Below are 13258 nucleotides of genomic sequence, written 5' to 3'. Positions count from 1 at the left end.
TAGTCAACCTATTTCAGGAAAGTACGTTTTCTCAAATGGATGGCAACGGTCTAGTATAAGAATAGTAGCGGATTTTTGCACACTAACTTTTCGGTTAAGGCCAGACCTTTTTTATATTTACTTACTCTCGCTTTAGCGATTAAACCGCTATTATTTTTATACATTGTTGGCAACTGGCTTTTTCGCTATAATTCTCCAGTATTCCAATTTAGTTTTTCGAGTTTGTCTTTATAGTAATCAAACAGATATTCTCTAACTTCGGTTTCGTAATCTAAATAGTCCGTTTGTTTTAGTATATACAAAGGCATTTCTCCTTGTGCGGCACTAATCATTTCTTCGTTAAGATATTCTATTAAACCCTCTAGATTATCTATGCTAAAATCTCTACCTGTATATTCGTCTGAAAACCTAATTTCTTTGTTTTCAAAATCCCATTCCGCACTTTGAAGATTAGATTTCAAAGAATGTCTTGGAATATCTACTTCTGGGTCATAATATTCATAAGATATTTCATTCATAAATCTTTCTAATTCTACGTATAGATTTGGTTTTTTATAGCCTTTAGAGAATATTACTTTTTCTAATATTTCATTTGATAGCTTTTGCTTTAGTTGCTCGTCAATAAAATAAAATTTGGTATTTATAGGAATAGATGAATTCACAATCTGTTCACTAACATTTTCTATAATATCTTTTATTTGTAAAGTAGCCTGGTCGTCATCTAAAATGACAATAACAGCTTTTGTTTGATGGTAGGTTGCATACAGATTGAGTAAAGCAGGTATTTGCCTGATATTGTTCACACCTTCCAATGAAATTATTTTATAAGAGAGAAGAAAGTCTAATTTGATTGGTTTTAATAGATTGTCAATAATTTGAATATCACTTTTACCTTCAACAAAAATCAATAAATCTTCTGCGATACTTCTCTTTTTGGTTTTTGTATCAAATAATTGTGTTGTTAGAAAATCTAATTTTTCTGCTTTGGAAATTTTTTCCGCTTTATTCTTTAAATCATAAGGGACATTCAAACTACCAGTATCTCCAGCTTCTCTTAATTTGAATTTTAAAACCTCTAAAAATGCTACATTTCCATTAAAAATCAAGTCAATATCAGATGTGTCAAATAGTAAAATATTTAATGATTTACCAAATTTTAAAGCATCTTCAACATCGTTGGAATATCCATTTACAGATAGGTAAATACCGCTTGTAGTATGAAATTTACCATCAAGTTTGCCTTTAAAAGCATAAATACTTGATGCAGGTATTTTCGATTTAACCCATTTTGCTTCCAATAAAAAAGTTTGCCCTTCCCAAAAAAAAGAACCATCAACTTGTTCTCCTTTCGGTTTATAACTTGCTCTTGGTTCAAGTTTTTCGTTAGTGAGTTTTGCTTCAATCAGTTTTTCAAATTCGTAACCTCTTTCTTGTGCTGTAAATTTCGAGCCATTAACTAACTCATTATAGAGCGTTTTAATTTGGTCGTTATTTAGCTTCGGTTTACTCATTTAGTTTATTAGATGTTCGTCTTTTCAGCTTGTTGCCAACTTATCATAAAATAACATTTAATCCCAATATCCCGCTAAAGTCAAAGGATAATATTAAAATGTATTTCGAGTTGTACTGTAAATATAATCAAATATAAAACAAAAAAAATCCTGACATTTCTGTCAGGATTTTCTTAATCAATAAAATAAGTTGTTATTTATTTCGCATCACTTTAACATTCATTTCCTCTACTTTTTTATCAGAAAGTAAGGAAGGTGCTCCAAATAATAAATCGTCGCTAGTACCAGTTTTAGGGAAAGCCATAACCTCGCGAATTGAGGTTTTCTTTTCTAAAATCATCATCAATCTATCCACACCCCAAGCAATACCGCCATGTGGTGGCGCACCGTAATGGAATGCTTTGTACATGGTGCCAACGCTTTTAAGCATTTCTTCTTTGTTATAACCCATGTTTTTGTATGTAGCTTCTAAAATTTCAGGTTTATGCGCACGTACCGAGCCGCCACCAATTTCGTAACCGTTAAGTATTAAATCGTATTGCTGTGCGATAATACTTCCTATCTCTTCTTCCTTGCCATTCATGTGTTTTTCTATGTCGTAAACAGCTGGCATCGAGAATGGGTTGTGGGTAAACGTCCAACGGCCTTCATCGGTTTTTTCAAACATTGGGAAATCAATTACCCAAGCCGGTCGTAATTCTTTAGGGTTAATTAATTTTAACATGCTTCCTAATTCTTGACGAACCGCGTCTAAAGCCTTGTTTGCTGTAGCATAATCGGCGGCAGAGAAAAATACGATATCGCCAACTTGTGCATTTGTAGTTTCAATAATTTTGCTGGCAATGTCTTCACCTAAAAATTTAATTATAGGCGATTGTAAGTCGTTTTCGTTTACAATAATATAGGCTAAACCACCTAAACCATGTTGTTGGGCAAGCGTGGTAAGTTTTTCTATTTGTCCTTTAGATAAGCGTTTTTTACCTTGCTCTTCTGCCGATACTTTTATGCATTTAACAATACCGCCATCTTCAATAGGTTTGCTAAATACCTGGAAAGTCGTGTCTTTTACAATATCTGTAATGTCTTGCAGTTTTAAGCCAAAGCGTAAATCTGGACGGTCGCAACCGTAAAAATCCATAGCTTCTTTATAGGTTAACACTTCAAACGGAAGTAAAATCCATTTTTTACCATAAATTTTGCTAACAATAGTGTTAAACATTTTAGTGTTTAAATCTATAATTTGTTGCATGCTCGCGTAGGCCATTTCAATATCCAACTGCGTGAATTCTGGTTGGCGGTCTCCACGAGAATCTTCGTCTCTAAAACAACGTGCTAACTGGAAATACTTTTCGTAACCGCTAACCATTAGCATTTGCTTAAATTGCTGTGGTGCTTGTGGTAAAGTATAAAATGCACCGGCTTGTTTACGAGATGGCACAATAAATTCACGGGCGCCTTCATCGGTTCCGGCACTTAAAATTGGCGTTTCAATTTCTAAGAAATCTTCATCATCTAAAATGTCGCGCATTAATTTTATAACCTTGTGGCGATTAACAATAGTGCGACGTACATCGTTATTTCTGTGATCTAAATATTTGTATTGAAAACGTACGTTTTCGTTAGTTTTTGTAGCGCGTTTTATTTCGAAAGGCAAGGTTCTAGATAGGTTTAAAATATCTAAATCGCTGGCTTCTAATTCAATTTTACCGGTACGTAAACTCGGGTTGTAATCGTCTTCCTTACGTTGTACAATTTTACCAGAAACTGTAATTACAGATTCGGGTTTTAATTTAATAAGTTCGTCTAAATTTGCAAACGACTCACGACTTAAACGCACTTGGAAAATCTCGGTGCTCGAATCGCGTAAATCGATAAACATTAACTCACCATGATCGCGCACACTAGAAACCCAGCCAGAAAAAGTAACTTCTGCGTTAATGTTTTCTTCGTTAATATCAGTGATTAAATGTGTACGATATTCATCTTTTATTACAAGCGGAATTTCTGGGAGAATTTCATCTTTGGCTGTCTGTTGTTGGTTGGTTGTTGTTGGTTGTTCAGTTGATGTCTTTGTTGAACTTTCAACTTTTAACTTTGAACTTTGCAGCTGCTTTAAAATACCTTCGCGAATTACTTTACCCGAAGCACCTTTACCAATTATGCTAATAACTTTACCAACTAAAATCCCTGCTTTTCCTTGGTTTCCGGCTTTAATATCGGTTGCAATAGCTTCGTTTTCGCTTATAACTTTGGCAATAGCATCTTGTATTTTTTCTTCGGAAATGGTATTCGCTTCAAAATAAGATTTGTAATCGAATTTATCATCACCTAACAACGATTGTATCGCGTTTTGAGCTAAAACTGGAGTTACTTTTTCGGCTTTAAACAAACTGAAAATAGATATGAAATCTTGAATATTTTCAATTTTAATATAATCTTCGGCCTTTACATTATTGGTTAAAGTTTTTGCAACAAACGAAGGATCTTGCAATGCGTTATTTATAGCTACAAAAGTTTCAGAACGTAAACTATCGGCTGTAAAAAACTTAGCATCTTGCGGTAAAACGCCGCCGCCAATTAAAATAGATTCTACAGCAAAAGGTAAAGCACTTAAATCGACATCGATACTCTCGATAACCGATTTTATGTTTACAAAAGGTAAATCGGGCTCCGAAATAAATCGGTAATCGGCCTCGAATTCCTTTTTACGCATGGTTTTAGTTTGCTTTAAATCGGCATCAAAAAGCACGGTGGTTTGGTCAGGCCTAAACGCATTGTTTTCAATAAAATAATTAAGTTGTTTTTCAACTTCTTCTTTTAAAGCATCAACCATAAACTTAAACGAGTTTAAGTTTTTTATTTCGGTACGTGGGTTTAAATCGTTGCTGTTTTTTTTACGAAGTGAAACAGAAACATCCGATTTAAATTCACCTTTTTCTAAGTTAGCTTCCGAAATTTTTAGATTTTGAACAATACGTTGAATGTATTGCGCGTAAGTTGAAGCGTCTTCGATATGGCGAATACATGGATCGGTAACAATTTCAATTAGCGGTACGCCGGCTTTATTAAAATCGACTAACGATACCTTTTTTTCGTGCATTAATTTTGCGGCATCTTCCTCGATATGTACTTGCGTTAAACTTACAGTAAATTGGCTGCCGTCGTTACGAAAACACGATACTTTTCCGTCTGGAATTACCGGGTTGTGATACTGCGTAATTTGTATGTTTTTTGGGTTGTCTGGGTATTCGTAATGTTTTCTGTCCCAAGAAATAACCTCGTTTTTAAACGACGATTCTACAGCTTTTCCAAAATAAATAGCCTTAGTAACAGCATCTTTGTTTATGGCTGGTAAAACACCCATTTGCCCTGTGCAAACCGAGCAAATATTTTGGTTTGGTGTTTCAATTTCTTGGTTCGGACAAGAACAAAATAACTTTGTTTTTGTGTTTAAACGTACGTGAGTTTCTAAACCTATAACAAGTTCTAGCTCGTGTTTATCTAAAAGTTGGTTTAATTGTTCTAGCTCCATTATATCGTGTCTTTTAAGAAGTTAGCAAACTTCAAAACAAGTTCGTCGTTTTGTTTGGCGGCTGTAATTTGTAAGCCGGTTTCTGTGCCTTGTGGCACGGTTAAAGTTGGTAATTGCCCAAGGCTAAACCCAACGGTGTAAGCATCGCTTAAATACATGGCGTGCGGATCTTTTAAGCTATCGCCAATTTTAGGCGGTGTATTTGGTGTAACTGGTGAAAGTATTATGTCTACTTTCTTAAAATCGTCTTCAAAGTTGTTCGCAATGGCATCGCGAAGTGCTAAGCCTTTTAAATAAATAGCATCCGAAAACCCTTGAGAAAGTACTTGGTTGCCACCAACAATTCTGCGTTTTGTTTCTTCAGAAAAATTTTCCGATCGTGTTACAGCGTAAGTTTCTTTTAAATTTTCGGCTTCAATACGGTTGCCGTAGTTGGTGCCATCTAAACGCGATAGGTTAGAGGCGGTTTCGGCCATGGCTAAGGTGTAATATGTCGAAACCAAAGTATTCGATTCGAAGAAATCTAAAGTTTTTACCTCGATGCCTTTGGCTTTTATTTTTTCGATAGCTGAAAGAAAATCGGCTTTAATTTCAGGTGAAATCGCATCACTTTCAATAAAGTTTTTAAAATATCCTACGGTTTTTATGCCTTCGGAAGTTTTTATAGTGTCTGCATCAATTTCCGCGGAAGCGTAAGTGGTTTGGTCTTTTAAATCCTTTCCGCTCATAACGTTAAGCACAATGCGGATATCTTCAACCGATTTTGCGATAGGTCCAACGCAATCTGTAGACGATGCGTAGGCCATAATGCCGTAGCGAGAAATGCGCCCATAAGTTGGTTTTAACCCATAAATATTGTTGTAGCCAGCGGGTTGACGAATTGAGCCACCGGTATCGCCACCAATAGAAAATACAGTGTAATCTTTAGCAACATTTACGGCAGAACCACCACTTGAACCACCGCCAACAAGCTCTGGGTTTACGGCATTTTTTACAGCACCAAAAATGGTGTTTTCGCTAGAAGAACCATGGCCAAAACTATCGCAGTTTTCTTTAACTAAAGGAATGGCGCCGGCATCTAACAGTTTTTGAATGGCTGTTGCCGTGTAAGCCGATTTGTAATTTTTTAGCAAATTAGAACTTGCCGTTGTGGTTGTGCCTTGCACCATGTAAACATCTTTAATGCCAAACGGGATGCCTTCTAAAAGGCCAATGTTTTCGCCTTTGGCAATTTTTTTGTCTACTTTTGCAGCCAATTTTAAGGCTTTATCGCTTAGCAAACTGTTTACAGTATTGTGAGTGTTTTGGCTTAAAAGCTCCAATTTTTCTTGAACCAAATCGGTGCAAGTTATTTCTTTGTTTACCAGTTGTTGGTGTATTTTTAGTATTTGTGAGCTCATTTTTATTCTTCTATAACTTTAGAAACTACTAAATAACCGTTTTTTTCTTTTGGGAAATTTTCAATGATGATTTGCTTTTCTAAAGCAGAACTTTCTATAACAATATCGTCGCGTAAATCTTGAAGCGAAACACTGTTTTTGTTTAAGTTGATGGATGCTTCGCTGTTTATGTCAGCATTTTTAATGTCATCAAACAATTTGTTTACAGCTTCACTTGGTTTTGCACCTTTAATGCTCGATAAAATATCAACCGTCATTAATTTGCTCATGGTAATTCTTTTAGTATTAAAAAAGCCTTCCGTAACCGGAAGGCTTTATATATTTTTTAAACAATAACCTTCCGAACCCTAAAACTTAGGATTATTGAAATTATTATTGTTATTATTGTTTTTCATAGGTTTTAAATCGCCTCAAAGATATGGAGAATTAAATGATTAAGCATCATATTTATAAATATACTAACAGATATTTTTGTTTTTCATAAAAATGGTTTTATTCTTTTAGTTTTTATTACTTATTATGCCTTTTAATAAATGACTCTTTATTATTAGGTGAAAAACTGAAACTTGAAGCTTTCTTGCAATAATAAGGTAAACAGGTGTTTTTTAAAACAACCGATTTAAGCAAATTTTGCAGTAGTTTGATTTTTGAAATTGAAGTGAAAATTAGCCGCGTTTTATTTAAAGTCGTTTTTAAGCGATTTAAGCGACTTTTCTTTTTAATTAACAATTGTTGATAATTTTATGCAAGAGTCGATAAAAAGCTTTTTAAAAGGCCTTTTATTTTGTATATTTGTTTGTCTTACAAGGATGCTCACAAAAGCATCTTTTTTTATGTAAGGTTTACCCAAATAAATAAGAAAATTTTAAATATAATGAGCGAAGAAGCAAAAGACGAGCAGAAAAAAGGACAATATTCTGCCGATAGTATTCAGGCGTTGGAAGGTATGGAGCATGTGCGCATGCGTCCGTCGATGTATATTGGAGATGTAGGTGTTCGTGGTTTACACCACTTGGTTTATGAAGTTGTAGATAACTCTATAGATGAAGCTTTAGCAGGACATTGTAACAATATTACCGTTATTATAAACGAAGATAATTCTATTACCACAGAAGATGATGGGCGTGGAATTCCTGTAGGAATGCATAAAAAAGAAGGCGTTTCTGCACTGCAGGTTGTAATGACAAAAATTGGTGCTGGTGGAAAATTCGATAAAGATTCTTATAAAGTTTCTGGTGGACTGCATGGTGTTGGTGTAAGTTGTGTGAATGCGTTATCCATGCATTTAAAAGCTACTGTACATCGTGAAGGTAAGGTGTGGGAACAAGAATACGAAAGAGGTAAAGCACTTTATCCGGTAAAAACGGTTGGTGAATCTGATAAAACAGGAACCATTGTTACGTTTAAACCAGATCCTCAAATTTTTCAGCAAACACTAGAATATAGTTACGATACTTTAGCAAGTCGTTTACGCGAGTTGGCTTATCTTAATAAAGGAATTACTATTCATTTAATAGATAAAAGATCTACTAAAGAAGATGGTGAGTTTGAAGGAGAAACATTTCATTCTGAAGAAGGCTTAAAGGAATTTATTAAGTTTTTAGATGGTAACCGAGAGCCTTTAATGAAAGATGTAATTGCTTTCGAAGGTGAAAAAAATGGTGTGCCTGTTGAGGTTGCTATGGTTTACAATACATCGTATGCCGAAAATTTACACTCGTACGTAAATAATATTAATACACATGAAGGAGGAACGCACTTATCTGGTTTCCGTCGTGGTTTAACTCATACTTTAAAAAAGTATGCCGATGAATCTGGCATGTTAGATAAGTTAAAGTTCGATATTGCAGGTGACGATTTTCGTGAAGGTTTAACCGCAATTGTATCGGTAAAAGTTGCCGAACCACAATTTGAGGGACAAACAAAAACAAAATTAGGTAACCGTGAAGTATCTGCTTCTGTAAGTCAAGCGGTTTCCGAAATGCTTACCGATTATTTAGAGGAGCATCCAGACGATGCTAAAACCATTGTACAAAAAGTAATTCTTGCCGCACAAGCGCGTCATGCAGCCCAAAAGGCTCGCGAAATGGTGCAGCGTAAAACGGTAATGAGTATTGGTGGTTTACCTGGTAAATTAAGTGACTGTTCAGAACAAGATCCTGCAAAATGTGAAGTATTCCTTGTAGAGGGAGATTCGGCGGGTGGAACAGCGAAGCAAGGTAGAGATAGAAACTTTCAGGCTATTTTACCATTAAGAGGTAAAATTCTTAATGTTGAAAAAGCAATGCAACATAAAGTGTTTGAAAATGAAGAAATAAAAAACATTTTTACAGCACTTGGTGTAACTATTGGAACCGAAGAAGATAGTAAAGCGCTTAACCTTTCAAAATTACGTTATCATAAAATTGTAATTATGTGTGATGCCGATATTGATGGTTCGCATATTGCTACTTTAATATTAACGTTCTTCTTCCGTTATATGAAAGAATTAATTGAAGCAGGACACGTTTACATTGCAACACCACCACTTTACTTAGTTAAAAAAGGAGCTAAAAAGCGTTATGCTTGGAATGATGAAGAACGTGATTCTATTTCTGAAGAATTTGGAGGTAGCGTTAATATACAACGATACAAAGGTCTTGGTGAAATGAATGCGGGACAATTATGGGATACTACAATGGATCCTGAGTTTAGAACGCTTCGCCAAGTGAATATAGATAACGGCACAGAAGCCGACAGAATATTCTCTATGCTTATGGGCGACGAGGTTCCACCTCGTAGAGAATTTATTGAGAAAAATGCTGTTTACGCAAATATTGACGCGTAAATATCATTTTCTTAAGTTTATTTGAGTGTTTTTAAATTAAAAAGAGACTATCTTATTATAAGGTAGTCTCTTTTGCTATTAACCAGTATTAAAAATGAAAATTTGGGACAAAATGTTTAATATTTTAAAATAAACCAACACTTATTCGTGGCGTAGAAACTCTTGTGCTAATGCCAATGGTGCTTCTACGTGGTTGGTTATAATAATAACTATCGTATCTGTAGTAATAAAATGATGCGTGATGGTAATAATGTTCGCTATGGTGGCAATGGTTATTGCAATTTTCGTAGTGTTCTGCATAAGCCGCTTTTTTACCTTTCATGTAAGCGCGATAGGCTTTTTTATCTCTCTTTTTTAAGTCTTTTTCGTAAGCTTCTTGTTCTTCCCAAAATGTTTTTTCTTCATCGTGACTTGATGCTTTAAATTCTTGTTCGAATTTGGCGTCTTGGGCAGCGCGCTGTGCGTAATAATCTTGTTTAGAAATTGTAGTTTCGCTTGCCACTTCTGTTGTAGCTTCTGTTTCTTGTGCAGTTAAACTTGTAGTTATAACAAGGGTTAAAATGCTTACTAATGATTTTATAACTTTCATAATTTGTGATTTTAAAGTTTAAAAATTGCCGTTTTTAGCGGCCTTCATTAGTAAGACACCTTAAAGTTTTTTTACCCTACGCTTTTTTTTAAAATTTTATAAATCGAAAGCTAATGTAAATTGCCAACCTCTATTTTTGGGGTTGTTTTCTTCGTAAATACTTCCCATACCTAAATGGTAACGAACGCCTAAGCTTATACCACTGTTGGTTTTAAAACCACCGCCAAAATTAAAGCCCCAATCGAAGCTTTCTGGTTCAAATTCTTGTGATGTATCAAAAACATTAAAACTGCTATCAAATTCTTCTTTGTGAGAAACAGCATAACCTGCTTGTGGACCTACCTCTAAGAAAAAGTTGTTGTCTGGATAAATTTTAAGCATTAGCGGTACGTTTATATAGTCCAGTTTTTGAGTAAACGTGCCACTACTATCTTCGATTTCGTAACCTTGTTGCGAATATTGAATTTCTATTTGTAAAGCAGCACCTTGAGCAATAAAAGATTCGGCATAAAACCCAGCATTAAAGCCATGACGTTGTCCGGTTTCGGAATCGCTATCAAAACTTACGGCAGCAAGATTGTAACCACCTTTTAAGCCAAAATTACTTTCAGGTATATTGTTATCTTGAGCGTTAACATGAAATATAAGAGAAACTGTTAGTAAAATACTTAATAGAATTGTTTTCATTTTTTATATAAATTTAGGGTTGATATTATAAAATTATTTACCGCCATTAGCTTGTAAATCGGCAATACATTGCGAATCTAACTCTGGTACAGAATTCATATTTGTCATGCTTGAAACTCTAACTGATGATTCTGTAGACCAGTACATTAAACAGCTTTCTACATCGCAATGGTTTGGATGGTCTTGATCTTCATGGTCGCTTTGTAAAGGTGAACCCAAATCGGTTAACCCAAAAATATGTCCGAATTCATGATTAATTACAGTAGCTTCTAAAAACCAAGTGTTTGGTTGAAAAGGGCCGCCGCTTAAATCTTGTACTGTTTCTTCAAAAATAACAAAGGAAGTATTCCAATAGGCAGAACCAAGTACAACGGTATTGTCTTCATCGGAATCGGCATCAGAGCTTCCATCAGAAAAATAGGCCCATACGGCTATTTCATCGTCTGTGTTATAATATTTACGATTTTCGCGTTCTATGTCGGCAATATCATCAATGCTATAAACATCTTGTCCTGGAGAGGATATCGATCGTTTTTCTACAGTTATACCATCGGGTTTATTACTTCTGTTTTCTAAAAACGAAACAAAGTTGTTAATGCCATCATCGGTTGGTTCGAAACCATCAACATATACAATTTCTACAATTAAGCTTTTAAATGTATTATCTGATAGTAAGTCGTTTGCCGAACTTCCTGTGGCTTGCCTGTTTGTTGCAACATTAACGACTGTTTCTTCGGTTTCAGTATTTGTGGAATCATCATTTTGGCAAGAAAACAATACAGCTAACACGGCTAATGCAAAAATTATGTTATGTTTCATTTTTATTTTATTTAAAATGCAGCTACTTAATTAAAGTAGCTGCATGAATTATATTTAGTTGAAGTTTTAAATTTTTTCTAAAACTAAGGTTATAGCAGCATTAGTTGTGCTTTGTAAAGTAATTGAACTTTCTGAAAAACTTGTTACTTCCCAAGTATGGTTTAATAACTCGAAAGAAGCATTTGCCGAAAAAGTTAAGTTTAAATATACTTCTGTGCTTGATGTAACTTCATAAGTTCCTTCAATATCAGCGATTAATGTGTTAACTGTGTTTTCTGCAGTACAAGATAAATCGTTACTAAAATCTATTGTGTATTCAATATAATCGTTTGCTTTATCGATACCTGTTTCTATAAACGATTCAATTTTAAATGTAGTATCTACTAAAATATTTTCTAAAGCTTCAGCATTATCTTCGGCTTCATCTTCAATGTCTTCATTTTCTAAACAATCTGAAATACTAGATTGTAAATCGGCATCGCTTGAAATTTCAATAACGGTATCGCTATCGCCGTTTAAAGTTGCGGTAATTGGGTAGTTTACAGCAAAGAATTCATCTTCATTAATGTTACTCATGTAAGTATAAAGTTCTTGTTCAGATTCTAGAACGACACTTCCGGTTTGTTCAATGTTTATATTGTAAGTTAAAAGCGTAACAGGAAAATCGATGTTTATACAGGAAATGGCATCTTCTGCGTTTTCTTCGGCTGTTTCGCAAGCGTCAATTATAGCATCATATTCCGTTTGGTTTGTTACAACAACCTCGGTATAATTACTTAATTTTACTGATAATGGAAATTGAAGCTCGATGCTGTCGTCGTCTGCAATAAATTCACCTAAAATATTTAATACTAAACTGTAATCGGACTCGCTAACTAAAGTAACTTGAGTGTCATTTACAGTTGCGGTGAATGGGAATAATATTGAAGAACATGATACGCCATCAATAAAATCATCAAAACTACCATCGTACATCGAGGAGCGTTCTAGGTTACTAGCAGTTGGAGATGTTGACGAGTTGGTGTTTGGGTTATCTCCGTTTTCAACGTCAATTTCATCTTGACATGATGTAAGGGTAAAAATTGAGGTTAAAATAATTAAAGTTAAAAATTTTAAATTTTTCATGATTGTCTTTTTTTGGGTTTTTAAAATTATCTTTTTCATAGCAATTTTGCTGTTTCTGTATTTAAGACAATTACATTTAAAATTACCCTACGGTTTTTTTGAAAAAAAAGTAAAAATTTTGGTTTATTGTTGATTTTTAGGTTTTTAGATAATAAAGTTTTTTATCATATTTTTGCGAGGTCGTTAATTTATTAAAAATTTATGAGCAACCCTAAGTCTAATTTATGCGAGGAGGCGCAATTTAATACCTTTTATATAGAACACATACAATCGGTTAATAATTTTGCCTTTTATAAATGTGGCGATAAAGCAGCTGCGTTAGATTATGTACAAGATGCATTTTCTAAAATATGGGAAAACTGTTCTAAAATTGAATTTACTAAAGCCAAAACATACCTGTTTACAACCGTTAATAATTTGTTTTTAAACACCATTAGGCATCAAAAAGTGGTGTTTAATTACGCGAAAGCGGCGCCATACCAGGATATCACAAATCAAAATCCGGAGTATTTATTGGAGGAAGAAGAGTTTAAAACAAAACTAGAGCGGGTTATTTCTAATTTAACGCCCGAACAGCGCGAAGTTTTTTTACTTAATAGAATTGAAGAAAAAAAGTACCGAGAAATAGCAGAATTATTAAATATTTCCCAAAAAACGGTTGAAAAACGAATGTCTGCTGCATTAAAAGTGTTAAGGCAGAATTTGGATGGTGCTTCTTTTTAAAATTAATTATAAAAAAGGGTAGGGTAAACAATTATTAGAGTGTCT

The 13258-nt window shown here is 34.3% G+C and carries 10 protein-coding genes; 2 read left to right on the top strand and 8 right to left on the bottom strand.

What is annotated here, in order from left to right; genetic code table 11:
- Positions 1-185 precede the first annotated feature (185 nt).
- From PW52_RS17250 to PW52_RS15690, 4 genes are all read right to left on the bottom strand, one after another.
- Positions 186-1511 (bottom strand): hypothetical protein, encoded by a 1326-nt coding sequence (locus PW52_RS17250; RefSeq protein WP_052823532.1) that lies wholly within the window; start codon positions 1509-1511, stop codon positions 186-188.
- 193 nt (positions 1512-1704) lie between these two features.
- Entirely contained in the window at positions 1705-5043 is a 3339-nt protein-coding gene (gene gatB/aspS, locus PW52_RS15700; RefSeq protein ID WP_044633934.1) for a bifunctional amidotransferase subunit GatB/aspartate--tRNA ligase AspS, read from the bottom strand.
- A complete protein-coding gene (locus PW52_RS15695) occupies positions 5043-6443 on the bottom strand; it encodes an amidase family protein (protein ID WP_044633933.1) in 1401 nt (466 codons plus the stop codon). The genes gatB/aspS and PW52_RS15695 overlap by 1 nt, the downstream gene beginning before the upstream one ends.
- A 2-nt stretch (positions 6444-6445) precedes the next feature.
- The gene (locus PW52_RS15690; RefSeq protein WP_044633932.1) at positions 6446-6712 is read right to left on the bottom strand and encodes a hypothetical protein; all 267 of its coding nucleotides are present in this window, start codon (positions 6710-6712) and stop codon (positions 6446-6448) included.
- A 605-nt stretch (positions 6713-7317) separates the two neighbouring features.
- On the opposite strand from PW52_RS15690, the gene gyrB reads away from it, so the two are divergent.
- Positions 7318-9270: a DNA topoisomerase (ATP-hydrolyzing) subunit B gene (gyrB, locus tag PW52_RS15685; protein ID WP_044633931.1), complete on the top strand. Its 1953-nt coding sequence runs from the start codon at positions 7318-7320 to the stop codon at positions 9268-9270.
- 124 nt (positions 9271-9394) lie between these two features.
- On the opposite strand, the gene PW52_RS15680 is transcribed toward gyrB, so the two are convergent.
- The 4 genes from PW52_RS15680 to PW52_RS15665 form a co-directional block, all read right to left on the bottom strand.
- Positions 9395-9859 (bottom strand): hypothetical protein, encoded by a 465-nt coding sequence (locus PW52_RS15680; RefSeq protein ID WP_044633930.1) that lies wholly within the window; start codon positions 9857-9859, stop codon positions 9395-9397.
- A 96-nt stretch (positions 9860-9955) separates the two neighbouring features.
- Positions 9956-10546, bottom strand: coding sequence for a porin family protein (locus PW52_RS15675; protein ID WP_044633929.1), 591 nt, complete (start codon positions 10544-10546; stop codon positions 9956-9958).
- Positions 10547-10579: 33 nt separating this feature from the next.
- A complete protein-coding gene (locus PW52_RS15670) occupies positions 10580-11365 on the bottom strand; it encodes a zinc metalloprotease (protein ID WP_044633928.1) in 786 nt (261 codons plus the stop codon).
- Between the two features lie 66 nt (positions 11366-11431).
- Positions 11432-12490: a hypothetical protein gene (locus tag PW52_RS15665; protein ID WP_044633927.1), complete on the bottom strand. Its 1059-nt coding sequence runs from the start codon at positions 12488-12490 to the stop codon at positions 11432-11434.
- A gap of 201 nt (positions 12491-12691) precedes the next feature.
- On the opposite strand from PW52_RS15665, the gene PW52_RS15660 reads away from it, so the two are divergent.
- On the top strand, positions 12692-13213 hold the full coding sequence (locus PW52_RS15660) for an RNA polymerase sigma factor (RefSeq protein WP_044633926.1): 522 nt from the start codon (positions 12692-12694) through the stop codon (positions 13211-13213).
- Positions 13214-13258 lie beyond the last annotated feature (45 nt).

Source organism: Neotamlana sedimentorum (genome assembly GCF_000943565.1).
In the GTDB taxonomy this organism is placed as follows: Bacteria; Bacteroidota; Bacteroidia; order Flavobacteriales; family Flavobacteriaceae; genus Neotamlana; species Neotamlana sedimentorum.
The sequence above is the reverse complement of the archived record's forward strand: the minus strand, read 5'-3'. Positions and strand labels throughout refer to the sequence as shown.